Source organism: Klebsiella sp. M041 (assembly GCF_059759695.1).
Window position 1 is genome coordinate 359,656 of the sequence record NZ_JCAXWU010000002.1, and the last position, 26,536, is coordinate 386,191.

Consider the following 26,536-nt stretch of genomic DNA (forward strand, 5'->3'; position numbering starts at 1 on the left):
GATAGCGCGGAGCTTAGAAGCTCAGGACGCTAAATTTAGCGATGATTTTATGGAACAGTTTCATGATGAATTCCTGACGCAGGTGCAATTTGATAACGCTATTTTATGTGACATACATCACATAAAATAGAGTCTACGCTTCATCATTTAACTAATCAATAACAATTAAGGGTGAACTCTGTTTTCACTTCATCCGCTCGTCAGCAGCTGGCCATAAAAAAAGCCAGCCTGGAAACCAGACTGGCTTTTTACGTTCAAGCCGGTGTTACATCGCTTTTTTGGTCAACTCGATAACGCGCAGTTTAGCGATCGCTTTGGCCAGTTCCGCGGACGCCTGAGCGTAATCCACGTCACCATGAGAGCTCTTAATGTGCTCTTCAGCCTTACGTTTCGCTTCCAGGGCTCGCGCTTCGTCGAGATCCTGGCCACGAATTGCGGTATCCGCCAGGACGGTCGTGCTACCCGGCTGCACTTCAAGAATGCCGCCTGACAGGTAGATAAATTCTTCGTGACCGTGCTGCTTAACGATGCGAATCATACCAGGCTTAATGGCGGTGAGCAGCGGCGCGTGCCCCGGGTAAATACCCAGTTCACCTTCGCTACCCGTTACCTGGATTTTCTCGACCAGACCAGAGAACATTTGTTTCTCTGCGCTGACGACGTCCAGGTGGTAAGTCATTGCCATATCACCCTCCGATTAAGGCGTTAAAGTTTTTTGGCTTTTTCCACGGCTTCGTCGATAGAACCGACCATGTAGAACGCCTGCTCCGGCAGGTGATCGTATTCGCCTTCCATGATGCCTTTAAAGCCACGGATGGTGTCTTTCAGGGAGACGTATTTGCCCGGAGAACCGGTAAATACTTCTGCCACGAAGAACGGCTGGGACAGGAAGCGCTGGATCTTACGTGCGCGAGCTACCACCAGTTTATCTTCTTCAGACAGTTCATCCATACCCAGGATGGCGATAATGTCTTTCAGTTCCTGATAACGCTGCAGAATGGACTGAACGCCACGAGCGGTGTCGTAGTGCTCCTGACCAACAACCAGCGGATCCAGCTGACGGCTGGTGGAGTCCAGCGGGTCAACGGCCGGGTAGATACCCAGGGATGCGATCTGACGGCTCAGTACTACGGTTGCATCTAAGTGAGCAAAGGTAGTGGCTGGGGATGGGTCAGTTAAGTCATCCGCCGGTACGTATACCGCCTGTACGGAAGTGATAGAGCCGGTTTTGGTGGAGGTGATACGTTCCTGCAGAACGCCCATCTCTTCCGCCAGTGTCGGCTGGTAACCTACCGCTGAAGGCATACGACCCAGCAGTGCGGATACTTCCGTACCGGCCAGGGTGTAACGATAGATGTTATCGACGAACAGCAGAACGTCACGACCTTCGTCACGGAACTTCTCAGCCATGGTCAGGCCGGTCAGCGCAACGCGCAGACGGTTTCCCGGCGGCTCGTTCATCTGGCCATACACCAGGGATACTTTGTCGATAACGTTGGAGTCGGTCATTTCGTGGTAGAAGTCGTTACCCTCACGAGTACGTTCACCTACGCCCGCAAACACGGAGTAACCGGAGTGCTCGATCGCGATGTTACGGATCAGCTCCATCATGTTTACGGTTTTACCTACACCCGCGCCACCGAACAGACCGACTTTACCGCCCTTCGCGAACGGACACATCAGGTCGATAACTTTGATGCCGGTTTCCAGCAGTTCCTGAGAGCTGGACAGCTCTTCATAAGACGGTGCTGCGCGGTGGATAGCCCAACGCTCTTCTTCGCCGATGTCGCCTTTCATGTCGACCGGTTGACCCAGTACGTTCATGATACGACCCAGCGTAGCTTTACCAACCGGGACTTCGATCGGGTGCTCGAGGTCTTTTACATCCAGACCGCGGCGCAGACCATCGGAAGAACCCATGGCGATGGTACGCACGATACCGCCGCCCAGCTGCTGCTGAACTTCCAGCACCAGAACTTCATTACCATTCTGTACCTCAAGGGCTTCGTACACGCGTGGTACGGCATCCTGAGGGAACTCGACGTCGACCACGGCGCCGATTACCTGGACAATCTTTCCAGTAGCCATCTTAAATCCTCTACGAAATAACCTGGTTAAACCGCGGCGGCCCCCGAGACGATCTCGGTGAGTTCCTGAGTAATGCTGGCCTGACGAGCTTTGTTGTATACCAACTGCAGCTCTTTAATCAGGCTGCCGCCATTATCGGTCGCGGCTTTCATCGCCACCATACGGGCGGCCTGCTCGCTGGCCAGGTTTTCAACCACGCCCTGATAAACCTGAGACTCGACGTAGCGGCGCAGGAGGGTATCCAGCAGCGCTTTCGGATCGGGCTCATACAGGTAATCCCAGGATTTACGTTTCAGATCAGCGTCTTCTGATGCCGGTAACGGCAGCAGCTGAGTGATCGTCGGAACCTGAGACATGGTGTTAATAAATTTGTTGCTGACAACGTACAGCTTGTCCAGACGGCCTTCATCATAGGCCTGCAACATCACTTTTACCGGGCCGATCAGTTCGGACAGGGATGGGTTATCCCCCATACCGGTCACCTGTGCAACGACGTTGCCGCCAACGGAGTTAAAGAAAGAGACGCCCTTAGAGCCGATCATTGCGAGGTCGCACTGAACGCCTTTATCGGACCATGCTTTCATTTCCGCCAGCAGTTTCTTGAACAGGTTAATGTTCAAGCCGCCGCACAAACCACGGTCGGTCGACACCACCAGGTAGCCCACGCGCTTAACGTCGCGTTCTTCCAGGTAAGGGTGCTTATATTCCAGATTACCGTTCGCAAGGTGACCAATCACTTTGCGCATAGTATCTGCGTAAGGACGGCTGGCCGCCATGCGCTCCTGCGATTTACGCATTTTGGAAGCGGCGACCATCTCCATCGCTTTAGTGATCTTTTGCGTGTTCTGGACGCTTGCGATCTTACTACGTATCTCTTTTGCGCCGGCCATGAGCTTCTCCTCAATGCCTTGCGGCCTGCCCTAAGACAGACCGCCAGACGTTACCAGGACTGGGTTGCTTTGAAGGAATCGAGGATGCCTTTCAGCTTTCCTTCGATTTCGTCGTTATAGCCACCGGACTGGTTAATCTCTTGCATCAGCGGAGCGTGATCACGGTCGACGTAAGCCAGCAGAGCGGCTTCGAAGCTACCGATTTTCGCCAGTTCTACATCAGCCAGATAACCACGTTCTGCTGCGAACAGAACCAGAGACTGCTGCGCGACGGACATCGGCGCATACTGTTTCTGTTTCAGCAGTTCGGTCACTTTCTGACCGTGGTCCAGCTGTTTGCGGGTTGCATCGTCAAGGTCGGATGCAAACTGGGAGAACGCCGCCAGTTCACGATACTGCGCCAGCGCGGTACGGATACCACCGGACAGTTTCTTCATGATCTTGGTCTGCGCTGCACCACCCACACGGGATACCGAGATACCCGGGTTAACCGCAGGACGAATACCGGCGTTGAACAGGTTGGTTTCCAGGAAGATCTGACCATCGGTAATGGAGATTACGTTGGTCGGAACGAACGCGGAAACGTCACCCGCCTGGGTTTCGATAATCGGCAGCGCGGTCAGAGAACCGGTTTTCCCTTTCACTTCACCTTTGGTGAAGGCTTCAACGTATTCGGCGTTAACACGCGCAGCACGCTCCAGCAGACGAGAGTGGAGGTAGAATACGTCGCCCGGGAACGCTTCACGTCCTGGCGGACGACGGAGCAGCAGGGAGATCTGACGATAAGCAACAGCCTGTTTAGACAGGTCATCGTAAACGATCAGCGCATCTTCACCGCGGTCGCGGAAGTATTCGCCCATTGCGCAACCCGCGTATGGCGCCAGGTATTGCAGTGCAGCAGATTCGGATGCAGTCGCTACCACCACGATGGTGTTAGCCAGCGCGCCGTGCTCTTCCAGTTTACGCACCACGTTAGAGATGGTGGACGCTTTCTGGCCGATAGCAACATAGACGCACTTGATGCCGGAATCACGCTGGTTGATGATGGCATCGATAGCCAGCGCAGTTTTACCGGTCTGACGGTCGCCGATGATCAGTTCACGCTGACCACGACCGATTGGGATCATGGCGTCAACGGATTTATAACCGGTCTGTACCGGCTGATCGACGGACTGACGTTCGATTACGCCCGGCGCGATCGCTTCAACGGCGGAGAAACCGTCGTTTTCCAGCGGACCTTTACCATCAATTGGCGCGCCCAGGGTGTTAACCACGCGGCCCAGCAGGCCACGGCCAACCGGAACTTCCAGGATACGGCCAGTACATTTCACCTTCATGCCTTCGGCGAGGTCAGCGTACGGACCCATCACCACCGCACCAACGGAGTCGCGCTCCAGGTTCAGTGCGATAGCGTAACGGTTACCCGGCAGGGAGATCATCTCACCCTGCATACATTCGGCAAGGCCGTGGATGCGGATAACACCGTCACTTACAGAAACAATAGTACCTTCGTTATGAGCTTCGCTCACAACATTGAACTGAGCAATGCGCTGCTTGATCAGTTCGCTGATTTCGGTGGAATTCAGTTGCATGCTCCAGTCCCCTTAAGACTGCAAGACGTCTGCAAGGCGATCAAGACGGCCGCGTACGCTGCCATCAATGACCATATCACCCGCACGGATGATAATACCTGCCATAACAGACTTATCGATTTTGCAATTCAGCTTAACTTTGCGTGACAGACGTTTTTCCATCGCGCTGACGATCCTGGCAAGCTGTTCATCACTCAGTTGGTTGGCAGATATGACTTCTACCTCTGCGATGGCCTCACTGGCCGCGCGCAGGTGAATGAATTGCTCAAGAACGTCCGGGAGCACCTTCAGACGATTATTTTCCGCCATCACCTTAATCAGGTTCTGGCCGTTTTCGTCAAGTTGCTCGCCGCAGATAGCGATAAACGCTTCTGAGAGCGTTTCCGGCGCCAAAGCACCGGAGAGAAGCTCTGCCATTTGGTCGTTTTTGGTCACTTCGGCGGCAAACGCCAGCATATCCTGCCAGCGTTCAACACTGTTGTGTTCGACGGCAAAGTCAAAAGCTGCTTTGGCGTAGGGGCGAGCTACCGTTACAAATTCAGACATCAGCCCCTCCCTCCTTACAGTTCAGCGACAAGTTTATCCACGATGTCGCTGTTAGCAGCTTCATCCACGGAACGTTCGATGATCTTCTCGGCGCCAGCAACAGCCAGGATAGCGACCTGCTTACGCAGCTCCTCGCGTGCACGTTTACGCTCAGCATCAATTTCAGCCTGCGCTTGTGCAACGATTTTGGTGCGTTCCTGTTCTGCTTCAGCTTTAGCTTCGTCCAGAATCTGAGAGCGGCGCTTGTTCGCCTGCTCAATGATTACCTGGGCTTCCGCTTTCGCTTTTTTCAGCTGGTCGGTCGCGTTGGCCTGTGCAAGGTCCAAATCTTTCTTAGCGCGTTCTGCAGAAGCTAAACCGTCAGAAATCTCTTTCTGGCGTTTTTCGATGGCAGCCATTAAAGGCGGCCATACGTACTTCATGCAGAACCATACGAAGATAACAAACGCGATGGCCTGGCCGAGGATTGTTGCGTTCATGTTCACAGCACAATACCTCTTTAATTAACTCTGTGGCTTAGGTTTCTAACAACTTACTACGCGACGGCGAACATCACGTACAGACCCAGACCTACAGCGATCATCGGGATAGCATCCACCAGACCCATAACGATAAAGAACTGAGTACGCAGCAGAGGGATCAGATCCGGCTGACGCGCTGCGCCTTCCAGGAATTTACCTCCGAGGATGCCGATACCGATCGCAGCACCGATTGCCGCCAGACCCATCATCACAGCGGCAGCCATGTACAGCAGATCCATATTCAGGTTTTCCATGACAGTCTCCAGTTTGTTTCAGTTAAAACGTAGTAGTGTTGGTAAAAATCAATGCTCTTCAGACGCCATCGACAGATAGACAATCGTCAGAACCATGAAGATGAAGGCTTGCAGCGTAATAATCAGGATGTGGAAAATGGCCCAAGGCACATTCAGAACCCACTGTGACCACCACGGCAACAGACCAGCAATCAGAATGAAAATCAGCTCACCGGCATACATGTTGCCGAACAGTCGCAGACCGAGAGAGACCGGTTTGGACAGCAGGCTTACCCCTTCAAGGATTAAGTTGACAGGAATGAACGCCCAGTGATTGAACGGCTGCATGGTCAGTTCTTTAACGAACCCACCCACGCCTTTCATTTTGATGCTGTAGAAAATAATCAGGATGAACACGCCAAGCGCCATCGACAGGGTGATGTTCACGTCAGCAGACGGAACCACGCGCAGTGCAGGCAGGCCGAAAATGTGTTCGCCGATATAAGGAAGCAGGTCGATTGGCAGCAGGTCCATCAGGTTCATCAGGAAGACCCAGACGAACACGGTCAGCGCCAGCGGCGCGATAACCTTGCTCTTGCCATGGTACATGTCTTTGACGCTGCCATGGACGAAGCCGATGATCATTTCGATGAAGGTCTGGAATTTCCCTGGTACGCCGCTGGTCGCTTTCTTAGCAACGCTACGGAACATGGCCAGGAACAGCAGACCGAGAACCACCGAGAAGAACATGGAGTCAATGTTGAGCGTCCAGAAGGTGGCCGGGGGGTTGTGCGGATCCACCAGCGAGAAAGTACGCAGATCAATCTGAAGGTTGTTCAGATGGTGACCTATGTATTCCTGCGGCGTCATATTTTCTGAAGCCATGATGCCTTTTACCCTTTGTTGTTGATTACAGCTGGCGCCAGAACTTGTACCACCAGCACCAAAACCCACGTCACGATCAGTGGCAAAAATACCACTTTTAAAACGGCCAGCGCCACCGCCAGGAGGGCGAAGGTCAGCAACACCTTGAAGGCTTCACCGAAGGCGAAGGTCCAGGCCACACGGCCTTTTGCTGGTGTATGCGCCTGATGACGCCAGGCAAAAATCATAAACATCAGGTTTGGCAAAACTACTGCCAAACCGCCGCATACCGCGGAAATGCCCCAGAAGGGGTCTTTGAGGCTAAACAGCAGTCCACTTGCCATTACTGCCAGTAACTGAATAAACAGAAGCTTGCGAGCAACGTTTCGACTCAAGAGCGACACTGACATCACGTTTTTACTCCTGCTCCCTTTGAGGTATGTCGCGTGTCGTATAAAACGTCCTTTAAGACGAAGAGTCAAGCATCAAAAAGCGGACAAATTATACGGTGACGCCCCGTGATTTCAAACAATAAGTAGCAAAATAGTGAATAAATGTTTAATTATTTTCCAACGGACAACTTTCCGTGCATTTCAGCGTTCTGTGAGCGGTCATACAAAACTGCAAATAACGTGGAAACACGGCAATTAAAGCGTGCATTAGATCACATAATAAACATTTCAAGCGCCCTTTAATGAATCAAGGACATAAAACACTATTTTTCATGTTTTTGATATTCAAGATAAAAAGTGAGGACATTATCTAAAACAACCCCACATACAATAAAAACCTTTTATTGACATTTATAATAAAAATTTAACATCGCGATGCTGATCATCATTGTCGATTTTTAGCACCCTGATATTTTCAAAGTTGACTATTTTGTCAGTGAATCACTTACGTTAAGTTAACCGCAAGAAAAACCATAGTAAAAACATGGTTAAATGCAGCCCGATAATATCAGGAGGTGACCTTTATTTTTGTAACATTCATGGGCCACATTTTTTCCACATTTTTTGATAAAAATTAACTCGCTTTTGGCGTAATCACCACCAGGTGCCGCTCCCCTTCCAGCTGAGGAACATGCAGCTCAATGACCTCGGCTATGGCATACCCTTCCGGCAGGTTTTCCATTTCGTCTTTTTGCGCTAACCCTTTGAGCGCATAGAAGTGACCGTTCGCGGCCGGCAAATGATGGCACCAGCTCACCATATCATTAAGCGACGCGAAGGCGCGGCTTATCACGCCATCAAACGGCGGCTCGGCCGGGAAAGCTTCCACGCGGCTCTGCACCGGGGTGATGTTATCCAGCTTCAGTTCATGCTGCACCTGACGCAGGAAGCGCACGCGTTTGCCAAGGCTGTCCAGCAGGGTGAAATGCGACTCCGGGCGCACGATAGCCAACGGGATCCCCGGCAGCCCCGGTCCCGTACCGACATCGATAAAGCGCGAGCCCTGCAGATAAGGCGCGACGATGATGCTGTCGAGGATATGACGCACCAGCATCTCATTTGGATCGCGAACGGAGGTCAGGTTATAGGCTTTGTTCCACTTATCGAGCAGCCCGACGTAAGCCACCAGCTGATTTTTCTGGTGATCGGTGAGCGAAATACCCGCTTCATCCAGCAGACGAGAAAGTTTGTTGAGCACGGTAAGTACCTTCAAAAAATAATGAGCCCGGAGGCGCTAACGCTTACCGGGCCAGGAATGATAAAGGCGAACGCTGATTATGCAAGTGGGAAATCAGCGCGGCAGGCTGCCGCAATCAGGCGCTGCGACGCAGCATCCCCTGCTTTTTCAACCAAACCAGCAAAATAGAGATCGCCGCCGGGGTGATCCCGGAAATACGTGACGCCTGCCCTATCGACGACGGTTTATGGTCGTTTAGTTTAGCGATCACTTCATTAGACAGTCCGGTGACCTGACGGTAGTCGAGTGTCGCCGGTAACAAGGTATTCTCGTTGCGCTGCTGTTTCTCGATCTCATCCTGCTGGCGCGCGATATAACCTTCATACTTCACCTGGATCTCAACCTGCTCAGCCGCCTGCCGATCTTCCAGCCCCGGCGCGAACGGCGAGAGCTGAACCAGCTGCTCGTAGGTCATTTCCGGGCGACGCAGCAGATCTTCACCGCTGGCTTCGCGCGACAGCGGCGCGGTCAGGTGAGCGTTCACTTCGGTAGCGCTCTCAGCCTGCGGGTTCACCCAGGTCGATTTCAGGCGCTGGCGTTCGCGCTCAATGCTTTCCAGCTTCTCGTTGTAACGCGCCCAGCGTTCATCATCCACCAGACCCAGCTCACGCCCCTGCTCAGTCAGACGCAGGTCGGCGTTGTCTTCGCGCAGCATCAGACGATATTCAGCACGAGAGGTAAACATGCGGTACGGTTCTTTGGTACCCAGAGTACACAGGTCATCCACCAGCACGCCGAGGTAGGCCTGATCGCGACGCGGCGCCCAGCCCTCTTTTTCCGCCGAGAAGCGAGCAGCGTTAAGACCGGCCAGCAGACCCTGAGCCGCCGCTTCTTCATAACCGGTGGTGCCGTTGATCTGACCGGCGAAGAACAGACCCTGAATGAATTTGCTCTCGAGCGTCGGTTTCAGATCGCGCGGGTCGAAGAAGTCGTACTCAATAGCGTAGCCAGGACGGACGATCCGCGCATTTTCCATCCCCTGCATGGAGCGGACGATTTGCATTTGCACATCGAACGGCAGGCTGGTGGATATGCCGTTCGGATAAATTTCGTTTGAGGTCAGGCCTTCCGGTTCGAGGAAGATCTGATGCTGGTTGCGATCGGCAAAGCGCATGACTTTGTCTTCGATCGACGGGCAGTAGCGTGGACCGATCCCTTCGATCACCCCGGCGTACATGGGGCTGCGATCGAGGTTATTGCGGATCACGTCATGGGTTTTCTCGTTAGTGTGGGTGATGTAGCACGGCACCTGACGCGGATGCTGATCGGCAGATCCCATAAACGAGAAGACCGGCATCGGGTTATCGCCATGCTGTTGAGCCAACACGCTGAAATCGATGGTGCGCGCGTCAATGCGCGGCGGGGTCCCGGTTTTCAGTCGGCTTACGCGCAGCGGCAGTTCACGCAGACGACGAGACAGCGGGATCGACGGCGGATCGCCGGCGCGTCCGCCGCTGTAGTTATCCAGACCAATATGGATTTTGCCGTCAAGGAAGGTTCCGACGGTCAGCACCACCGCTTTGGCACGGAATTTGAGGCCCATCTGGGTGACTGCGCCTACGACGCGATCGTTTTCGACAATCAGATCTTCCACAGCCTGCTGGAAGATCATCAAATTCGGCTGGTTCTCCAGCGCAGTGCGTACCGCCTGACGGTACAGCACGCGGTCAGCCTGGGCGCGAGTGGCGCGCACCGCGGGGCCTTTGCTGGCGTTTAGTATCCTAAACTGGATGCCTGCCTGATCGATCGCTTTGGCCATCAGGCCGCCGAGCGCGTCCACTTCTTTTACCAGGTGTCCTTTCCCAATGCCGCCAATCGCCGGGTTGCAGCTCATCTGCCCCAGCGTGTCGATATTGTGTGTCAAAAGCAGGGTCTGTTGACCCATACGCGCTGCGGCCATTGCGGCCTCAGTGCCTGCGTGACCCCCGCCAATGATAATGACGTCAAAAGGATCCTGATAAAACATGGTGGTCTGCCTCGCATAACGCGGTTTGAAAATGGATTGAAGCCCGGGCCGTGGATTCTACTCGGCTTTGGTCTTTTGAGAAAGACTCCGGGATCCTGAGTATTAAAAAGAAGATCTTTATATAGAGATCTGTTCTATTGTGATCTCTTATTAGGATCGACTCTCTTTGTGGATAAGTCGGATCCGCGAAGTAAGATCAAAAGCTTAAGAAGGATCACTATCTGTGAATGATCGGTGATCCTGGTCCGTATAAGCTGGGATCAGAATGAAGGGTTATGCACAGCTCAAAAACCGTACTGCGGTTATTCTTTGGATAACTACCGGTTGATCCAAGCTTTTAAGCATGGTTATCCACAGAAGAACGGACGATCTTTACAAATCTCAGAGCAAATTTTTCCAGGATCCCAGCCAAATTTCCGCCGGATCCTCGGGAATTTCATGTTCCAGCACGTTGATCTTCAGGGTCTCGCCGATCTGTTTTGCCCCGCAGGCCTTCAGCGCCGCTTCTAATTTATCGATCGCGCCGCAAAAAGTGTCGTATTCGCGGCTGCCGATCCCGATGGCGCCAAAGCGCACGGCGGAAAGATCGGCCTGCTGCGCCAGCAGCGCGTCATAGAAGGGAACCAGGTTGTCGGGAATGTCGCCGGCGCCATGGGTGGAAGAGATAACTAACCAGATCCCCTGCGCCTGCAGATCGTCCACCAGCGGGCCGTGCTGGATTTCAGTGCTGTAGCCTGCTTCTTCCAGCTTTTCCGCCAGATGCTCCGCTACGTATTCCGCACTGCCCAGGGTGCTGCCGCTGATAAGTGTAATGTCTGCCATAGATCGCCGATCGCCCGCTCAACTGTTCAGAGTGGCGTATTGTACGCTGTGAGCGAGCTGGGATCTACCTGTGGAAAAATGTGGGATTAAAAAAAACGATCAGGGCTTAATGGTGCGCATGATCGGGTTCTGCAGCACGATCAGGGTCTCGGTGGACTGAATTTCATCAATTGTTTGGATCTTGTTGATAAGTACCTGCTGCAGGGCATCGATGGATTTACACATCACCTTAATAAAGATGCTGTAGTGGCCGGTGGTGTAATAAGCCTCGGTGACCTCCTCCAGGCTTTCCAGGCGGGCGAGGGCGGAGGGATAGTCTTTGGCGCTCTTGAGAATAATGCCGATGAAGCAGCCGACGTCATAGCCCAGCTGTTTGGGGCTGACGTCAATTCGCGCGCCGGTAATGATGCCCGCCTGTTTCATCTTTTCGACGCGTACATGAATAGTGCCGGGGCTGACGCTGAACTGTTTGGCCAGTTCGGCATAGGCGGTACGGGCGTTGGCCATTAGCGCATCGAGAATGCCGCGGTCCAGATTGTCGATCTGATAATTTTCCATATCTTTTTCTTATGAAGTTTGAGGGTTCTTACTATTTTAGCGCCATATTTTGATGAATTAAAAGTTGATGAGCCTTTTTATTGATTGATTATTGTATTTGTGGCCTTTTTTGTTGCTTAATCAATGGCAACAGGACGCAGGAGTCATAAAAATGAAAACCGCATATATCGCAAAACAACGCCAGATCAGTTTCGTTAAATCCCACTTTTCCCGTCAGCTGGAAGAGAAGCTTGGCCTGATTGAAGTCCAGGCGCCAATCTTAAGCCGCGTGGGCGATGGGACGCAGGATAACTTGTCCGGCTGTGAGAAAGCGGTTCAGGTGAAAGTGAAAACACTGCCCGACGCCCAGTTCGAAGTGGTGCATTCGCTGGCGAAGTGGAAGCGTCAAACCCTGGGACAACACGACTTCAGCGCGGGCGAAGGGCTGTACACGCACATGAAGGCCCTTCGCCCCGATGAAGACCGTCTGACGCCGATCCATTCCGTCTATGTCGACCAGTGGGACTGGGAGCGGGTGATGGGGGATGAAGAGCGCCACGTCGGCACGCTGAAGGCGACCGTCGAAGCGATTTACGCCGGGATCAAAGCCACCGAGCTGGCGGTCAGCCAGGAATTTGGCCTGACGCCGTTCCTGCCGGAACAGATCCACTTTGTTCACAGCCAGGCGCTGCTGAGTCGCTATCCGGATCTTGATGCCAAGGGCCGCGAGCGAGCGATTGCCAAAGAGCTGGGCGCCGTCTTCTTAATCGGCATCGGCGGCAAACTCTCTGATGGCAAGCGCCATGATGTACGTGCGCCGGACTATGATGACTGGAGCACTGAGGTTTCTGAAGGCTTTGCCGGACTGAACGGCGATATCCTGGTGTGGAACCCCGTGCTGGAAGATGCGTTCGAGATCTCCTCAATGGGGATCCGCGTTGACGCCACGGCGCTGAAACGCCAGCTGGCGCTGACCGGCGATGAAGATCGCCTGAAACTGGAGTGGCACCAGGCGCTGCTGCGCGGCGAGATGCCGCAGACTATCGGCGGCGGCATTGGCCAGTCTCGCCTGACGATGCTGTTGCTGCAGCTCGACCATATCGGCCAGGTGCAATGCGGCGTATGGCCGGCACAGGTTCGCGAAAGCGTTTCCGCGCTGCTGTAACGATTAGCGCCGCCAGCGTCGCAGCAGGCGGCTACGCAACCCGGTATCAAAGCGCCAGATATGATCGAAGATGCGCATGATGCCGGGTTTGCCGTGTACCGACATCGCCACCGCGTGAAAACGGTGCTGATGCTTTCGCTGTAACTCCCCCACCTGAGCAATCACCTCATCCGGCAACCGCTGGGCAATAAAGTCGGAGATCACCACGGCATCCGCATCCACCCACTGCGGGTTTTGCAGACGTTCAATAATGGCGCGAAAACAGCTGGCCAGATCGGTGCCGCCGCGAAAGCGCTGGCTCAGAAAGCGGATCGCCTGCTCCAGGCCGCCCTCGCAGGTCAGTTCGTAGTGCACCACTTCGCTGGAGAACAGCATAATAAAGCAGCGGCGGTTATCCGCCAGCGCGACGCGCATCAGGGCCAGACAAAAGGCTTTGGCGCACTGCTCGTTAAAACCGCCCATCGATCCTGACGTATCGACGCAGACAATAAAGGGCCCGCGCGGCTGTTCATCAAAATCCTGCCGCGTCACCGGGCGTTCGGTGATTTTTTCTCGCCAGGCGTCGCCGTGCAGCCGGTAAGTCAGAAGCTGTTTCTCCACCAGCTTGCGATAAAATTCAAACTCCAGCTCCGTGATGCCGAGCGTCGCCAGCTCCGGCGGCAGCAGGCGCAGAATGTCATCGCTCTGCTGGAGGCCGTCGACCTGTTCCGGCACCGTCGCTGGCTCGCGCACCAGGCTACGGAAGGTCTCCATCGGCGCGTCTTTCTTCGGCACGGATTTCGCTTCCCGTGAGCGCCCCAGCTGTTCCGCCAGCTGCAGCAGCTCCGGCTGCTGGTTAAGAAAATCGCCATAGCGCACGATCAGCTGATAGTCGCCACGTTTGAGTTCGCCGGCGCTCATATCCCACAGGCGTCCGGCGGCGGTGTCATTCTCCGCCAGCACCGGATCGAGCTGACCGCTGAGCGTCATTCGTTCCTGGACCTCGCTGAGCAACTGATCGCGCTCTTCATCCAGCAGCTGCTGGTTAAGGCTGGTGGCTTGCACCACCAGGCTCAGGCGCCAGCGCTGTAAAAACAGCGTATGCAGCGCCGGGGTAAAGGTCGCATTGTCGTCCACCAGCTTCTGCGCCTGGGCGGCAAAAGGGGACTGGAGCTGGTGTAGCTTGCCGAGGATCTGCGGCAGCTGGACGATAAACTGCGAGGTAGAGAGCAGCTGAGCCTGCTGATAGGTTTGCACCTCGGCGTCCAGATCCGGCGGGACGTTAACCTCTTTTAAGCGGGCGCGAACGGCTTCCCGCCAGCGCGGAATATCCGCCGCGATGATGTTTTTCAGGCGGGGAAATTTCTCAAAGAAAACCGCCAGCTGCGGAGAGGCCAGCAGCGCCAGCAGCATCTCCTCGATCATTCCCTCTTCGCTGACTGCCAGCATGACATTCAGCATATCGAGCGTCATGGCTGCTTCGCCTGTTTAATCTGCGCGCCGACGTCCTGCAGGCTGGCTTCGATTCTTCCCAGCCACTCGACCGGGATAAACAGGCACTTCTGCTGCTCACTGAAGCGGTTATGTTGCTGGTGCCACTCATCGTCCAGCGCCTCCAGCTGCTGGCGAATTTCCGCCGGCATGTTTTCCTGCGACGCGCTGCCGGGCAGCGAGAGGCGTGAGCCCTGCAGGCTGACGTCGCGAACAACCAGATGCTGGCTGGTGTCGACATCCATATTGAGCAGTTGGGCAAAGCCGATCCCGTTGAGCTTGCCGCGGATCTCGCCGCCCTTTTCCAGCCAGCTGGCTAACGCCTCGCGCTCAAAAGTAATGTGGATCACTTCCATATCGTGGAGTTTGAGCGGCTGCTGCAGCAGCAGGGTCAGGGTGGTCCCCTGGATCTCCGCCGGCAGCTCATAGTGCGGCTTGCGGCTGAACATGCCGCCAAGGCGGGTGACCTTTAGCGCCGTTTTGTCACTTTGCTGCTGTTGGATCTGAATGCGTCGCTGCACAATCGCCCCGAGCCGCGTCAGCATCGCCTGCTGCTGCCAGGCGTGGCAGGTCATCAGCGTTTCCAGCTGCTGCGACATCAGGTTCATGCTCTCGACGTTGTGCCACAGACAATCTTTCAGCAGGATAAGATCTATCGGCGCGATGCTGTCGCGGCCGCTGAAGAAGGCGCTGGCCTGCAGCAGGCGAATAGCCTTTTTCCAGCGGCGATCCGAAACGTATGGCGCGTTTGGCAGGGCATCCAGCTGCTGGCGCAGCTGGAATATCAGCTCAAACACCGCGTCCGGCAGTTTGATATTGCCGATCTGCTGCTGCCATTGCGTAAACTCTTCATCGCTAACCTGCAGCGCGCTGGGCACCGGATTGCTGTTTTCATCCTGCTGGCTGACCAGCATCGAACGGAAATTACCTTTATCCTGTACTTTATCGAGCCACAGACGGATCAGCATGCGGTCATACAGCGCTTCCAGGCTGCTGTCGGCTTCGGGCAGTTCGTTCGAGGCGGCCACCAGCAGGCGCATCGGGATTTTCTCTTCGTGAGCGCCGTTGCGGAAGTGACGTTCGTTAATCGCCGTCAGCAGGGTGTTGAGGATAGCCGGACCCGCTTTCCATATTTCATCGAGGAACACGATTTCTGCTTCCGGCAGGTAGCCGGCGGTTAAACGCTCGTAGCGGCCTTCATCTTTCAGCGCCTGAATGGACAGCGGGCCAAAAACCTCTTCCGGGGTGGAAAAGCGGGTCATCAGGTATTCAAAAGCGCGCGCCTGCTGGAAGGCGAACTTGAGGCGGCGGGCAATCAGGCTTTTGGCGATCCCCGGCGGACCAAGCAAAAATACGCTCTCGCCGCTGAGCGCCGCCAGCAGGCACAGGCGTATCGCGTGGCTGCGTTCAAAGAGTCCTTTTTCGAGTGCCGCGCTGAGTCGGGAAATTCTTTCAGCCAGTAAATGTGTTTGAGCCATAATTGAGTTGCGTGCTTTGTCATGTATCGTTATTGGGACGAGTATAGATGTTAGAGCAGGGGCGGTAATAGCCTGAAGAATCGATTTATTTTTTTTGAGCCAGGTTAATATGGTGTCTGTTAGGGGTACGATTTCACAAATAATCGTGCATACTGTGCGCTTTTTGTGGGCCAAGGGACTAGGCACACATTTGTTTTATAAACGAAAAGACTAGTCTATGAGCACTGATAATAAACAATCGTTGCCGGCGTTAACGCTGGCGGCCATCGGCGTGGTGTACGGTGATATCGGTACCAGTCCACTGTATACCCTGCGTGAATGCCTGTCAGGTCAGTTTGGCTTTGGCGTTGAGCGCGATGCCGTTTTTGGCTTTTTGTCGCTGATTTTCTGGCTGTTAATCTTTACCGTATCGATTAAATACATCACCTTCGTGATGCGGGCGGATAACGCCGGGGAAGGCGGGATCTTAACGCTGATGTCGCTGGCCGGACGCAATACCTCGGCGCGGATGACCTCTGTGCTGGTGATCCTCGGCCTGATCGGCGGCAGTTTCTTCTATGGCGAAGTGGTGATTACCCCGGCGATTTCGGTGATGTCGGCGATAGAGGGGTTAGAAATTATCGCTCCGCAGCTCGATAGCTGGATTGTGCCGATCTCCATTATCGTGCTTACCCTGCTATTTATGATCCAGAAGCACGGGACCGGGATGGTCGGCAAGCTGTTTGCGCCGATTATGCTGATCTGGTTCCTGCTGCTGGCGGTGCTTGGCGCGCGAAGCATTTACGCTAACCCGGAAGTTCTGCAGGCGCTAAACCCCTACTGGGCGGTGCACTTCTTCCTGCAGTACAAAACGGTTTCCTTTATTGCGCTTGGCGCGGTGGTGCTGTCGATTACCGGGGTGGAAGCGCTGTACGCCGATATGGGGCACTTCGGCAAACTGCCGATCCGTGTCGCCTGGTTCTCCGTCGTGCTGCCTTCGCTGGTGCTGAACTATTTTGGCCAGGGGGCATTGCTGCTTAAGCATCCGGAAGCGATTAAAAACCCGTTCTTCCTGCTGGCGCCGGAGTGGGCGCTGATCCCGATGCTGATTATCGCCACACTGGCGACGGTTATCGCCTCGCAGGCGGTGATCTCCGGGGTCTTCTCCTTAACCCGTCAGGCGGTGCGTCTGGGCTATCTGTCGCCGATGCGCATCATCCACACCTCGGAAATGGAGTCCGGCCAGATCTATATCCCGTTCATTAACTGGCTGCTGTATGTCTCGGTAGTGATCGTCATCGTCAGCTTCGAGCACTCGTCTAACCTGGCGGCGGCGTACGGTATCGCGGTCACGGGGACCATGGTGCTGACCTCTATCCTGTCGGCAACGGTGGCGCGCAAAAACTGGCACTGGAATAAACTGTTCGTTGGGCTGATGCTGGTGGCCTTCCTGTGCATTGATGTTCCGCTGTTCTCAGCGAACCTCGATAAGATTGTCTCCGGCGGCTGGCTGCCGTTGTCCCTGGGTCTGGTGATGTTTACGGTGATGACCACCTGGAAGAGCGAGCGTTTCCGCTTGCTGCGTCGAATGCACGAGCACGGCAACTCGCTGGAAGCGATGATCTCTTCGCTGGAGAAATCGCCGCCAGTGCGCGTGCCGGGTACTGCGGTGTATATGTCCCGCGCCCTGAACGTGATCCCGTTTGCCCTGCTGCATAACCTGAAGCACAACAAGGTGCTGCATGAGCGAGTGATCCTCCTGACCCTGCGCACCGAAGACGCGCCTTACGTGCATAACGTTCGCCGGGTGCAGATTGAGCAGCTGTCGCCCTCGTTCTGGCGGGTGGTGGCCAGCTACGGCTGGCGGGAAACGCCAAATGTCGAAGAGGTGTTCCATCGCTGTGGCCTGGAAGGACTCAGCTGCCGGATGATGGAGACCTCGTTCTTTATGTCCCATGAGTCGCTGATTATCGGCAAACGGCCGTGGTATCTGCGCCTGCGCGGCAAGCTTTATCTTTTGCTGCAGCGTAACGCCCTGCGCGCGCCGGATCAGTTTGAAATCCCGCCAAACCGGGTTATCGAGCTCGGTACTCAGGTCGAAATCTGATGTCAAAAAAGCCCTTCCGTTGCGAAGGGCTTTTTGTTTCTCACTCCGGCTGTCATCTCCTGTCGCTGTCTCGCGAAACGTTTCGATAGCGATCACATTTCTCTCTTCTGGTGATGGTTTTCTGCTCACGCATTGATAATAATTATTTTAGCGAAACGTTTCGCTAGTGGAGCAAAAGAGAAAAAATGAAAAAAGGCACCGTACTTAACGCTGATATTTCCGCGGTTATCTCCCGCCTGGGCCACACCGATACGCTGGTGGTCTGCGATGCCGGATTACCGGTTCCCCGCAGCAGCGCGCGCATCGATATGGCGTTGACCCAGGGCGTACCTTCATTTATGCAGGTTCTGCAAGTGGTGACGACGGAAATGCAGGTTGAAGCGGCTGTCATCGCGGAGGAAATTAAGACGCATAATCCGCAGCTCCACGCGACGTTGCTCAACTATCTTGAGCAGCTGCAGCAGCACCAGGGAAACACCATTGAAATTCGTTACACCAGTCATGAGCAGTTCAAAAAACAAACCGCAGACAGTCAGGCGGTAATTCGCAGCGGGGAGTGTTCCCCGTTTGCGAATATCATTCTCTGTGCCGGCGTCACCTTCTGAGATCGCCGTCATGGAAGCCTTATTGCAACTGAAAGGGATCGATAAAGCGTTCCCAGGCGTCAAGGCGCTCTCCGGCGCCTCGCTGAATGTCTACCCTGGCCGGGTGATGGCGCTGGTGGGTGAGAACGGCGCCGGTAAATCCACCATGATGAAAGTGCTGACCGGGATCTATACCCGTGATGCTGGCGCTTTATTGTGGTTGGGCAAAGAGACCACCTTTAGCGGCCCAAAATCTTCCCAGGAAGCCGGGATCGGCATTATCCATCAGGAGCTGAACCTGATCCCGCAGTTGACGATCGCCGAGAACATCTTCCTCGGCCGCGAATTCGTTAACCGCTTTGGCAAAATCGACTGGAAGCGGATGTATACCGAAGCCGACAAGCTGCTGGCGAAGCTGAATCTCCGTTTTACCAGCCAGAAGCTGGTGGGCGATCTGTCGATTGGCGACCAGCAAATGGTGGAGATCGCCAAAGTGCTGAGCTTCGAGTCGAAGGTCATCATTATGGATGAACCGACCGACGCGCTGACCGATACCGAAACCGAATCGCTGTTCCGTGTGATCCGCGAACTGAAATCGCAGGGGCGCGGCATCGTCTACATCTCCCACCGCATGAAAGAGATCTTCGAGATTTGCGACGACGTGACCGTGTTCCGCGACGGGCAGTTTATCGCCGAACGCGAGGTCTCCTCGCTGGATGAAGACCGTCTGATTGAAATGATGGTTGGCCGGAAGCTGGAAGATCAGTATCCGCATCTGGCTAAGGCGCCGGGCGCGGTGCGCCTGAAAGTCGATAATCTCTGCGGCCCGGGCGTGGAAAACGTGACCTTTACCCTGCGCCAGGGGGAAATCCTCGGCGTCGCCGGGCTGATGGGCGCCGGGCGGACCGAGCTGATGAAAGTGTTGTATGGCGCGCTGCCGCGCAGCAGCGGCTCCGTGACGCTCGACGGTCACGAAGTGGTGACCCGTTCGCCGCAGGATGGTCTGGCGAACGGCATTGTCTATATCTCCGAAGACCGTAAGCGTGACGGCTTAGTGCTCGGGATGTCGGTAAAAGAAAACATGTCCCTGACCGCCCTGCGCTACTTCAGCCGGACGGGAGGGAGTCTCAAGCATAAAGATGAACAGCAGGCGGTCAGTGATTTCATCCGGCTGTTTAACGTGAAAACGCCGTCCATGGAGCAGGCGATCGGCCTGCTCTCCGGCGGCAACCAACAAAAGGTCGCCATCGCCCGCGGGCTGATGACCCGGCCGAAGGTCCTGATCCTCGATGAGCCGACCCGTGGCGTCGACGTTGGGGCGAAGAAAGAGATCTACCAGCTCATCAATCAGTTCAAAGCCGATGGCCTGAGCATCATTCTGGTCTCCTCCGAGATGCCGGAAGTGTTGGGCATGAGCGATCGCATCATAGTGATGCATGAAGGGCATCTCGGCGGTGAATTCACACGCGAGCAGGCCACCCAGGAAGTATTGATGGCTGCCGCTGTGGGCAAGCTTAACCGTGTGAATCAGGAGTAAGAAAGATGACAACCCAGGCTGTTTCTGGTCGCCGTTATTTCACGAAAGCGTGGCTGATGGAGCAAAAATCGCTGATTGCCCTGCTGGTGCTGATCGCGGTGGTATCGACCATGAGCCCCAACTTTTTTACCGTCAATAACCTGTTCAATATTCTGCAGCAGACCTCCGTTAACGCCATTATGGCGGTAGGGATGACGCTGGTCATACTGACCTCGGGGATCGACCTGTCCGTCGGTTCCCTGCTGGCGCTCACCGGCGCGGTGGCGGCGTCGATCGTTGGCATTGAAGTGAATGCGCTGGTGGCGGTCGCTGCTGCCCTCGCATTAGGTGCGGCGATCGGCGCAGTCACCGGGGTGATTGTGGCGAAAGGCCGCGTGCAGGCTTTCATCGCCACCCTGGTGATGATGCTGCTGCTGCGCGGCGTGACCATGGTGTACACCAACGGCAGCCCGATCAATACCGGCTTTAGCGATAATGCCGATCTGTTCGGCTGGTTTGGTATCGGGCGTCCGCTGGGGATCCCGACGCCGGTATGGATCATGGCGATTGTCTTCCTGGCGGCCTGGTACATGCTGCACCATACTCGCCTGGGTCGTTATATCTACGCCCTTGGCGGTAATGAGGCGGCGACGCGCCTGTCCGGGATTAGCGTCAATAAAGTCAAAATTATCGTCTACGCGTTGTGCGGGATGCTGGCGTCGCTGGCCGGGATTATCGAAGTGGCGCGCCTCTCCTCCGCGCAGCCGACGGCCGGGACAGGCTATGAGCTGGACGCCATTGCGGCAGTCGTGCTCGGCGGCACCAGCCTGGCGGGCGGCAAAGGACGCATTGTCGGCACGCTGATTGGCGCGCTGATCCTTGGCTTCCTGAATAATGGTTTGAACCTTTTAGGCGTTTCTTCCTATTACCAGATGATCGTTAAAGCGGTGGTGATTTTGCTGGCGGTACTGGTAGATAACAAAAAGCAGTAACTGAGAACTCTACAGGACATCTTAACTATGAATATGAAAAAACTGGCGACCCTGGTCTCTGCTGTTGCGCTAAGTGCGACCGTTAGCGCGAACGCGATGGCCAAAGACACCATCGCTCTGGTTATCTCTACCCTCAACAATCCCTTCTTCGTGTCGCTGAAAGACGGCGCGCAAAAAGAAGCTGACAAACTGGGCTACAACCTGGTGGTGCTCGATTCCCAGAACAACCCGGCGAAAGAGCTGGCTAACGTTCAGGATTTAACGGTGCGCGGCGCGAAGCTGTTGCTGATCAACCCAACCGACTCTGATGCCGTCGGCAATGCCGTGAAGATGGCGAACCAGGCGAAAATCCCGGTCATCACCCTCGACCGTCAGGCGACAAAAGGCGATGTCGTGAGCCACATCGCCTCTGACAACGTGCAGGGCGGAAAAATGGCGGGCGATTACATTGCGAAAAAGCTGGGTGAAAGTGCGAAAGTCATTGAGCTGCAGGGCATTGCCGGGACTTCCGCGGCGCGCGAGCGCGGCGAAGGCTTCAAACAGGCCGTGGCGGCGCACAAGTTCAACGTTCTGGCCAGCCAGCCGGCCGATTTCGACCGTACCAAAGGGCTGAACGTGATGCAGAACCTGCTGACCGCCCATCCTGACGTCCAGGCGGTGTTCGCGCAGAATGATGAAATGGCGCTCGGCGCTCTGCGCGCGCTGCAGACCGCAGGCAAGTCCGATGTGATGGTGGTTGGATTTGACGGCACTCCGGATGGCGAAAAAGCAGTAAACAGTGGCAAACTGGCGGCGACCGTCGCACAGTTGCCGGAGCAGATCGGCGCGAAAGGCGTTGAGACTGCTGATAAGGTACTGAAGGGCGAAAAAGTGGAAGCTAACTACCCGGTTGAGCTGAAGCTGGTCGTTAAGCAGTAATATGCGATTCGGACTGGCAACGGTCCGAGGGACAATATAAAAAAAGAAAAGCAGGGCATGCGCCACCGGATCCCGGTGGCGCGCTTTCCCGGGAACAGAAACGATGAAAACTGCAGGCAAACTTGTCGTCCTTGGCAGCATCAATGCCGATCACATTCTCAACCTTGACGCTTTCCCGACGCCGGGTGAAACCGTCACCGGCAACCACTACCAGCTGGCGTTCGGTGGTAAAGGGGCCAACCAGGCGGTGGCCGCCGGGCGCAGCGGGGCGGATATCGCGTTTATTGCCTGCACCGGCGATGACGACATCGGTGAACGCATCCGCCGCCAGCTGGCGAGCGATAAAATCGATGTGGCGCCTGTGCGCGCGGTCGCCGGGGAAGCAACCGGCGTGGCGTTAATCTTCGTTAACGCCGAAGGTGAGAATGTTATCGGTATTCATGCCGGCGCCAATGCGGCCTTATCCGTCGCTCAGGTAGAGGCGGAAAAAGAGCGGATCGCCAGCGCGCAGGCGTTGTTGATGCAGCTCGAGTCGCCGCTGGAGAGCGTGCTGGCGGCGGCGAAAATCGCCCATCACCATCAGACCACCGTGGTGCTTAATCCCGCGCCAGCGCGTGAACTGTCCGATGAACTGCTGGCGCTGGTGGATATCATTACCCCCAACGAAACCGAAGCGGAAAAGCTGACGGGGATTCGCGTTGAGAGTGACGAGGATGCGGCAAAAGCCGCCGACGTGCTGCATGCCAAAGGCATTGGTACGGTAATGATCACCCTCGGCAGCCGCGGCGTCTGGCTCAGTGCCGAAGGCGAAAGCCGCCGGATCCCAGGGTTTCGCGTGCAGGCTATTGATACTATCGCGGCCGGCGACACTTTCAACGGCGCGCTGGTGACCGCGCTGCTGGAAGGGACCGCCCTGCCGGAGGCGATCCGCTTTGCGCATGCCGCGGCGGCGATTGCCGTGACTCGCAAAGGCGCGCAGCCTTCCGTGCCGTGGCGCACAGAGATTGATGAATTTTTAGCGCAACAGGGGTAATGCTTGGCTACGATGAAAGATGTGGCCCGCGTCGCGGGCGTTTCCACATCGACGGTGTCACACGTCATCAATAAGGACCGCTTTGTCAGCGAGGCGATTACCGCCAAAGTCGACGCCGCGATCAAAAGCCTCAACTACGCCCCCTCGGCGCTGGCGCGTAGCCTCAAGCTTAATCAAACCCGCACCATCGGCATGCTGATCACCGCCAGTACCAATCCGTTTTATTCCGAGCTGGTGCGGGGCGTGGAGCGCAGCTGCTTTGAGCGGGGTTATAGTCTCGTACTCTGTAATACGGAAGGTGATGAGCAGCGAATGAATCGTAATCTGGAGACGTTAATGCAAAAACGCGTCGATGGATTACTGCTGCTGTGCACTGAGACCCACCAACCCTCCCCGGAAATTATGCAGCGCTATCCGTCGGTTCCGACGGTCATGATGGACTGGGCGCCGTTTGATGGCGATAGCGATCTGATTCAGGATAACTCGCTGCTCGGTGGCGATATGGCGACCCAGTACCTGATCGATCAAGGGTATTCACACATTGCCTGCATTGCCGGCCCGCTGGATAAAACCCCGGCGCGTCTGCGCCTTGAAGGTTACCATGCCGCGATGGCGCGCTGCGGTCTGCCCGTAGCCGAGGGAGACGTGGTGACCAGTGATTTTGAGTTTGGCGGCGGATTTAGCGCGATGCAGCAGCTGCTGGCGTTGCCGCAGCGGCCGCAGGCGGTGTTTGTCGGTAACGACGCCATGGCGGTTGGCGCTTATCAGGCGTTATACCAGGCCGGGTTGCAGATCCCGCAGGATATGGCGCTGGTGGGTTACGATGATATTGAACTGGCTCGCTATATGACGCCGCCGTTAACCACCATTCACCAGCCGAAAGATGAGCTGGGGGAACTGGCCATCGACGTGCTGATCCATCGCATGGCCGACCCGCAGCAAAAACAGCAGCGCGTACAGTTAACCCCGGAGCTGGTGGTCCGCGGTTCCGCTTAGCGTTTGTGCCGCTCGCTAATCAGGTTGCGGCCATCCTTCGCTCTCAACAGCATAAACATCAGCGCCGACACGATGGTTATCACGCCCATGGTAATAAAGGTGTAGTGAAACTGCTCTACGGTGCTGGCGCTGTCAAAACCTTCATAGAAGCGCAGCACCGCAGCGCTGATGGCCACTCCGAGACTGATGGAAAGCTGCTGGGTGACTGCCAGCAGGCTATTGCCGCTGCTGGCATTGTCATCCGTCAAATCGGCCAGGGTAATGGTATTCATGGCGGTAAACTGCGTGGACATCGCCATCCCCAGCACGAACAGCGGCAGAAGCAGCATCCACAGCGGCATTTCTGGCGACTGCAGCGAGAACTGGGCAATCATAAGGCCAATAAACACGGTGATCCCCACCAGGGTCTTACGATAGCCAAACCAGCGCAGCACCTGGGTAACGGTAGATTTCGCAATAATCGAGCCGATAGCGGTGGGGGCGATCATACAGCCGGCGATAATGGCCGGATAGCCAAAGCCAACCTGCAGCATGAGCGGCATCAGAAAAGGTACGCAGCCGGTACCCAACCGCGTGGCAAGGTTGCCGGCAATGCCGACCGAGAACGTATGGGTTTTAAATAAAGAGAGCGAGATCAGCGGCGCAGGATGGCGGCGCGCGTGACGGACATAGGCCAGGAGCAGTATCAGACTGACGGCGATCACCGCCAGCGCCAGCCATGTCGCCACGATTTTTTCGCCAAACAGTTCAATACCGCTGGAAAATAACACCAGGCTTAAGCCAAATAACAGAAAACCGGTTATATCGAAGCGTCGGCGCGGCGTTGTGAAATTTGGCATATATTTACGGGCATACAGAATGCCGATCACGCCGATGGGAATGTTTATCAGGAAAATCCAATGCCAGCTGGCCCAGGTCACAAATACCCCGCCGAGAACCGGGCCCAGAATCGGTCCTACCAGTCCCGGCATGGTGACAAAGTTCAGTACCGGCAGCAGTTCGCTGCGCGGATAGGCGCGCAGGAGGGCTAGCCTCGCCACCGGCATCATCATCGCCCCGCCGACCCCCTGAATAACGCGAAAAATGACCAGCTCCGTTAATGAACTCGAGAGCGCGCAGGCGAGGGAGCCGAGAGTAAACAGGCTAACGGCGATGATAAAGACCCGGCGCGTGCCGAAGCGATCGGCCAGCCAGCCGCTGACCGGGATCAACATCGCCACCGTCAGCGTATAGCTGATGATGGCCGACTGCATTGCTAAGGGGGAACGGTTCAGGCTGTGGGCGATAGCCGGGAGGGCGGTGTTAAGAATGGTGGCATCCAGCGCCTGCATAAAGAAGGCCATCGCCGCGATCCACGGCAGGCCTGCCATGCTGCGCCCTTTTTTTCCGCTCATGCCAAATCCTTGTTATTGATTTACGTGGTGTGGGGCGTTCAGCAGCGCCTGGCAGGCGAGCAAGGCACCTGGCGCATCGCTATTGAGAATGGCATCGACGATCGCCTGGTGGAGATCGAGCTTCACGACTTCATTTTGCGTAATCGACGTGAAGTAGGTGTGGTAGACGGAATGAAATAAAGAAGCGAATGAGCTGAGGAAAGGATTGCCGCTCATTTCATAGATATGTTCATGCCAGGCCATATCGACGTCTATCCAGCGATCGCGCTGAAAATGACGTTTCAGGGCAATCATCTCTTCCATAAGGGTATTGAGCTGCGCTTTCTGCTCCGCGGTGCCGTGGGCGGCGGCGAGGAAACAGGCCTGTGGCTCCAGGCTGCTGCGCATGACGAGAAAGTGGCTCACCACCTCTTCGAAGTTATCTTCCGTGAGCCACCAGGAGAGTAGTTCCTTATCCAGGAAGTTCCAGCTGCTGCGCGGCATTACCCGGGTGCCAATGCGAGGGCGGGGCAGCAGCATGCCTTTTGCAGTCAGCGTCTTCACCGCTTCGCGGACGGCGGTACGACTCACGCCGAACTGCTCCCCTAACTCCATTTCGCCGGGAAGAATGCTTTCCGGCTGATATTCGCCAGTCAGTATCTTTTGGGCGAGCTTCTCGGCCAGTACCCAGGAGATGTTCTTTTGTGCCGCCAGTTGCTGTGCGCTTAAAGACATAAATGCCGTTCCTTTCTTTTCTCTACACTAACAGTATGCCACCAGGCGCCCCGTTTCGTCGGTTAAAACAGCAAAACGGCGGTTTTTTGCGACATTCCTCGCCGCATTGTTGAAAAAAGAGACGGTTGAAAAGTTTTTTTGCATTTCCCCTTGTCACCTCAGAATTACTCCCTATAATGCGCCTCCACTGACACGGAACAACGGCAAGCAAGCCGCCGGGTCAGCGGGGTTCCGGTGAGAACCTCGCAGAGAAAAGCGAAAATAAATGCTTGACTCTGCAGCGGGAAAGCGTAATATGCACACCCCGCGCCGCAGCGAAAAACGAAGCGGCACTGCTCTTTAACAATTTATCAGACAATCTGTGTGGGCACTCAAAGTGACATGGATTCTTAACGTCCTCGGACGAAAAATGAATACCAAGTCTCAAGAGTGAACACGTAAT

25 protein-coding genes are annotated in these 26,536 nt (G+C 55.4%); 8 read left to right on the forward strand and 17 right to left on the reverse strand.

Features of this window, described 5'->3' with window-relative positions; genetic code table 11:
• Nucleotides 1-265: 265 nt before the first annotated feature.
• The 13 genes from AC6CWS_RS03740 to asnC form a co-directional block, all read right to left on the reverse strand.
• Complete coding sequence (locus AC6CWS_RS03740; RefSeq protein ID WP_004107274.1) at nucleotides 266-685, reverse strand: F0F1 ATP synthase subunit epsilon; 420 nt, start codon at nucleotides 683-685, stop codon at nucleotides 266-268.
• A 20-nt stretch (nucleotides 686-705) separates the two neighbouring features.
• Nucleotides 706-2,088 carry a F0F1 ATP synthase subunit beta gene (gene atpD / locus AC6CWS_RS03745; protein ID WP_023291474.1) on the reverse strand — a complete coding sequence of 461 codons (1,383 nt, stop codon included), beginning with the start codon at nucleotides 2,086-2,088 and terminating at the stop codon, nucleotides 706-708.
• A gap of 26 nt (nucleotides 2,089-2,114) precedes the next feature.
• Nucleotides 2,115-2,978, reverse strand: a complete 864-nt coding sequence (gene atpG / locus AC6CWS_RS03750; protein ID WP_004144996.1) for a F0F1 ATP synthase subunit gamma — start codon at nucleotides 2,976-2,978, stop codon at nucleotides 2,115-2,117.
• 50 nt (nucleotides 2,979-3,028) lie between these two features.
• Entirely contained in the window at nucleotides 3,029-4,570 is a 1,542-nt protein-coding gene (gene atpA, locus AC6CWS_RS03755; protein WP_004144995.1) for a F0F1 ATP synthase subunit alpha, read from the reverse strand.
• Nucleotides 4,571-4,582: 12 nt separating this feature from the next.
• Complete coding sequence (gene atpH / locus AC6CWS_RS03760) at nucleotides 4,583-5,116, reverse strand: F0F1 ATP synthase subunit delta (RefSeq protein ID WP_004202307.1); 534 nt, start codon at nucleotides 5,114-5,116, stop codon at nucleotides 4,583-4,585.
• A gap of 14 nt (nucleotides 5,117-5,130) precedes the next feature.
• A complete protein-coding gene (gene atpF, locus AC6CWS_RS03765; protein WP_004107293.1) occupies nucleotides 5,131-5,601 on the reverse strand; it encodes a F0F1 ATP synthase subunit B in 471 nt (156 codons plus the stop codon).
• A gap of 50 nt (nucleotides 5,602-5,651) precedes the next feature.
• On the reverse strand, nucleotides 5,652-5,891 hold the full coding sequence (gene atpE, locus AC6CWS_RS03770) for a F0F1 ATP synthase subunit C (RefSeq protein WP_000429386.1): 240 nt from the start codon (nucleotides 5,889-5,891) through the stop codon (nucleotides 5,652-5,654).
• 48 nt (nucleotides 5,892-5,939) lie between these two features.
• The gene (atpB, locus tag AC6CWS_RS03775) at nucleotides 5,940-6,755 is read right to left on the reverse strand and encodes a F0F1 ATP synthase subunit A (RefSeq protein WP_023291475.1); all 816 of its coding nucleotides are present in this window, start codon (nucleotides 6,753-6,755) and stop codon (nucleotides 5,940-5,942) included.
• A gap of 8 nt (nucleotides 6,756-6,763) precedes the next feature.
• A complete protein-coding gene (gene atpI, locus AC6CWS_RS03780) occupies nucleotides 6,764-7,144 on the reverse strand; it encodes a F0F1 ATP synthase subunit I (protein WP_004202310.1) in 381 nt (126 codons plus the stop codon).
• Between the two features lie 616 nt (nucleotides 7,145-7,760).
• Nucleotides 7,761-8,384 (reverse strand): 16S rRNA (guanine(527)-N(7))-methyltransferase RsmG, encoded by a 624-nt coding sequence (gene rsmG, locus AC6CWS_RS03785; protein WP_032429030.1) that lies wholly within the window; start codon nucleotides 8,382-8,384, stop codon nucleotides 7,761-7,763.
• Nucleotides 8,385-8,499: 115 nt separating this feature from the next.
• Nucleotides 8,500-10,389: a tRNA uridine-5-carboxymethylaminomethyl(34) synthesis enzyme MnmG gene (gene mnmG, locus AC6CWS_RS03790; protein ID WP_023291477.1), complete on the reverse strand. Its 1,890-nt coding sequence runs from the start codon at nucleotides 10,387-10,389 to the stop codon at nucleotides 8,500-8,502.
• Between the two features lie 381 nt (nucleotides 10,390-10,770).
• The gene (gene mioC, locus AC6CWS_RS03795; RefSeq protein ID WP_017899651.1) at nucleotides 10,771-11,211 is read right to left on the reverse strand and encodes an FMN-binding protein MioC; all 441 of its coding nucleotides are present in this window, start codon (nucleotides 11,209-11,211) and stop codon (nucleotides 10,771-10,773) included.
• A gap of 99 nt (nucleotides 11,212-11,310) precedes the next feature.
• A complete protein-coding gene (asnC, locus tag AC6CWS_RS03800) occupies nucleotides 11,311-11,769 on the reverse strand; it encodes a transcriptional regulator AsnC (protein ID WP_002882510.1) in 459 nt (152 codons plus the stop codon).
• A 151-nt stretch (nucleotides 11,770-11,920) separates the two neighbouring features.
• Here asnC and asnA point away from each other — a divergent pair, with 151 nt between their 5' ends.
• A complete protein-coding gene (gene asnA / locus AC6CWS_RS03805) occupies nucleotides 11,921-12,913 on the forward strand; it encodes an aspartate--ammonia ligase (protein WP_065883546.1) in 993 nt (330 codons plus the stop codon).
• A 3-nt stretch (nucleotides 12,914-12,916) separates the two neighbouring features.
• Here asnA and viaA read toward each other — a convergent pair whose 3' ends face one another.
• Together viaA and ravA are read right to left on the reverse strand one after the other, a co-directional pair.
• On the reverse strand, nucleotides 12,917-14,365 hold the full coding sequence (viaA, locus tag AC6CWS_RS03810; RefSeq protein WP_032454444.1) for an ATPase RavA stimulator ViaA: 1,449 nt from the start codon (nucleotides 14,363-14,365) through the stop codon (nucleotides 12,917-12,919).
• Complete coding sequence (ravA, locus tag AC6CWS_RS03815) at nucleotides 14,362-15,861, reverse strand: ATPase RavA (protein ID WP_060590682.1); 1,500 nt, start codon at nucleotides 15,859-15,861, stop codon at nucleotides 14,362-14,364. The genes viaA and ravA overlap by 4 nt, the downstream gene beginning before the upstream one ends.
• 217 nt (nucleotides 15,862-16,078) lie before the next feature.
• Here ravA and kup point away from each other — a divergent pair, with 217 nt between their 5' ends.
• The 7 genes from kup (at nucleotide 16,079) to rbsR (ending at nucleotide 23,986) form a co-directional block, all read left to right on the forward strand.
• Nucleotides 16,079-17,947 carry a low affinity potassium transporter Kup gene (gene kup, locus AC6CWS_RS03820; RefSeq protein WP_004202319.1) on the forward strand — a complete coding sequence of 623 codons (1,869 nt, stop codon included), beginning with the start codon at nucleotides 16,079-16,081 and terminating at the stop codon, nucleotides 17,945-17,947.
• Between the two features lie 185 nt (nucleotides 17,948-18,132).
• Nucleotides 18,133-18,552, forward strand: a complete 420-nt coding sequence (gene rbsD, locus AC6CWS_RS03825; protein WP_065883548.1) for a D-ribose pyranase — start codon at nucleotides 18,133-18,135, stop codon at nucleotides 18,550-18,552.
• A gap of 10 nt (nucleotides 18,553-18,562) precedes the next feature.
• Nucleotides 18,563-20,068 carry a ribose ABC transporter ATP-binding protein RbsA gene (gene rbsA / locus AC6CWS_RS03830; RefSeq protein WP_065883550.1) on the forward strand — a complete coding sequence of 502 codons (1,506 nt, stop codon included), beginning with the start codon at nucleotides 18,563-18,565 and terminating at the stop codon, nucleotides 20,066-20,068.
• A gap of 5 nt (nucleotides 20,069-20,073) precedes the next feature.
• A complete protein-coding gene (gene rbsC, locus AC6CWS_RS03835) occupies nucleotides 20,074-21,039 on the forward strand; it encodes a ribose ABC transporter permease (RefSeq protein WP_004202322.1) in 966 nt (321 codons plus the stop codon).
• A 27-nt stretch (nucleotides 21,040-21,066) separates the two neighbouring features.
• Nucleotides 21,067-21,957 carry a ribose ABC transporter substrate-binding protein RbsB gene (gene rbsB, locus AC6CWS_RS03840; RefSeq protein ID WP_004202323.1) on the forward strand — a complete coding sequence of 297 codons (891 nt, stop codon included), beginning with the start codon at nucleotides 21,067-21,069 and terminating at the stop codon, nucleotides 21,955-21,957.
• Between the two features lie 103 nt (nucleotides 21,958-22,060).
• Complete coding sequence (rbsK, locus tag AC6CWS_RS03845) at nucleotides 22,061-22,990, forward strand: ribokinase (protein ID WP_023291484.1); 930 nt, start codon at nucleotides 22,061-22,063, stop codon at nucleotides 22,988-22,990.
• 3 nt (nucleotides 22,991-22,993) lie between these two features.
• Nucleotides 22,994-23,986: a ribose operon transcriptional repressor RbsR gene (gene rbsR, locus AC6CWS_RS03850; protein WP_087776367.1), complete on the forward strand. Its 993-nt coding sequence runs from the start codon at nucleotides 22,994-22,996 to the stop codon at nucleotides 23,984-23,986.
• Here rbsR and mdtD read toward each other — a convergent pair.
• Nucleotides 23,983-25,380, reverse strand: a complete 1,398-nt coding sequence (mdtD, locus tag AC6CWS_RS03855) for a multidrug transporter subunit MdtD (protein WP_023291486.1) — start codon at nucleotides 25,378-25,380, stop codon at nucleotides 23,983-23,985. The two genes, rbsR and mdtD, sit on opposite strands and share 4 nt — an antisense overlap.
• Nucleotides 25,381-25,392: 12 nt before the next feature.
• Nucleotides 25,393-26,094 carry a FadR/GntR family transcriptional regulator gene (locus AC6CWS_RS03860; protein WP_023291487.1) on the reverse strand — a complete coding sequence of 234 codons (702 nt, stop codon included), beginning with the start codon at nucleotides 26,092-26,094 and terminating at the stop codon, nucleotides 25,393-25,395.
• Nucleotides 26,095-26,536: the final 442 nt, after the last annotated feature.

What these genes read in the sequence shown, in the direction of transcription:
- rbsA (WP_065883550.1), top strand. Translation starts at nt 18,563, where the DNA reads ATGGAAGCCTTATTGCAACTGAAAGGGATCGATAAAGCGTTCCCAGGC.
- atpA (WP_004144995.1), bottom strand. Translation starts at nt 4,570, where the DNA reads ATGCAACTGAATTCCACCGAAATCAGCGAACTGATCAAGCAGCGCATT.
- atpD (WP_023291474.1), bottom strand. Translation starts at nt 2,088, where the DNA reads ATGGCTACTGGAAAGATTGTCCAGGTAATCGGCGCCGTGGTCGACGTC.
- ravA (WP_060590682.1), bottom strand. Translation starts at nt 15,861, where the DNA reads ATGGCTCAAACACATTTACTGGCTGAAAGAATTTCCCGACTCAGCGCG.
- atpB (WP_023291475.1), bottom strand. Translation starts at nt 6,755, where the DNA reads ATGGCTTCAGAAAATATGACGCCGCAGGAATACATAGGTCACCATCTG.
- rbsK (WP_023291484.1), top strand. Translation starts at nt 22,061, where the DNA reads ATGAAAACTGCAGGCAAACTTGTCGTCCTTGGCAGCATCAATGCCGAT.
- asnA (WP_065883546.1), top strand. Translation starts at nt 11,921, where the DNA reads ATGAAAACCGCATATATCGCAAAACAACGCCAGATCAGTTTCGTTAAA.
- atpH (WP_004202307.1), bottom strand. Translation starts at nt 5,116, where the DNA reads ATGTCTGAATTTGTAACGGTAGCTCGCCCCTACGCCAAAGCAGCTTTT.
- AC6CWS_RS03860 (WP_023291487.1), bottom strand. Translation starts at nt 26,094, where the DNA reads ATGTCTTTAAGCGCACAGCAACTGGCGGCACAAAAGAACATCTCCTGG.
- viaA (WP_032454444.1), bottom strand. Translation starts at nt 14,365, where the DNA reads ATGACGCTCGATATGCTGAATGTCATGCTGGCAGTCAGCGAAGAGGGA.
- kup (WP_004202319.1), top strand. Translation starts at nt 16,079, where the DNA reads ATGAGCACTGATAATAAACAATCGTTGCCGGCGTTAACGCTGGCGGCC.
- atpE (WP_000429386.1), bottom strand. Translation starts at nt 5,891, where the DNA reads ATGGAAAACCTGAATATGGATCTGCTGTACATGGCTGCCGCTGTGATG.
- asnC (WP_002882510.1), bottom strand. Translation starts at nt 11,769, where the DNA reads ATGGAAAATTATCAGATCGACAATCTGGACCGCGGCATTCTCGATGCG.
- AC6CWS_RS03740 (WP_004107274.1), bottom strand. Translation starts at nt 685, where the DNA reads ATGGCAATGACTTACCACCTGGACGTCGTCAGCGCAGAGAAACAAATG.
- rbsC (WP_004202322.1), top strand. Translation starts at nt 20,074, where the DNA reads ATGACAACCCAGGCTGTTTCTGGTCGCCGTTATTTCACGAAAGCGTGG.
- rbsD (WP_065883548.1), top strand. Translation starts at nt 18,133, where the DNA reads ATGAAAAAAGGCACCGTACTTAACGCTGATATTTCCGCGGTTATCTCC.
- mnmG (WP_023291477.1), bottom strand. Translation starts at nt 10,389, where the DNA reads ATGTTTTATCAGGATCCTTTTGACGTCATTATCATTGGCGGGGGTCAC.
- mdtD (WP_023291486.1), bottom strand. Translation starts at nt 25,380, where the DNA reads ATGAGCGGAAAAAAAGGGCGCAGCATGGCAGGCCTGCCGTGGATCGCG.
- rbsB (WP_004202323.1), top strand. Translation starts at nt 21,067, where the DNA reads ATGAATATGAAAAAACTGGCGACCCTGGTCTCTGCTGTTGCGCTAAGT.
- atpI (WP_004202310.1), bottom strand. Translation starts at nt 7,144, where the DNA reads ATGTCAGTGTCGCTCTTGAGTCGAAACGTTGCTCGCAAGCTTCTGTTT.
- atpG (WP_004144996.1), bottom strand. Translation starts at nt 2,978, where the DNA reads ATGGCCGGCGCAAAAGAGATACGTAGTAAGATCGCAAGCGTCCAGAAC.
- mioC (WP_017899651.1), bottom strand. Translation starts at nt 11,211, where the DNA reads ATGGCAGACATTACACTTATCAGCGGCAGCACCCTGGGCAGTGCGGAA.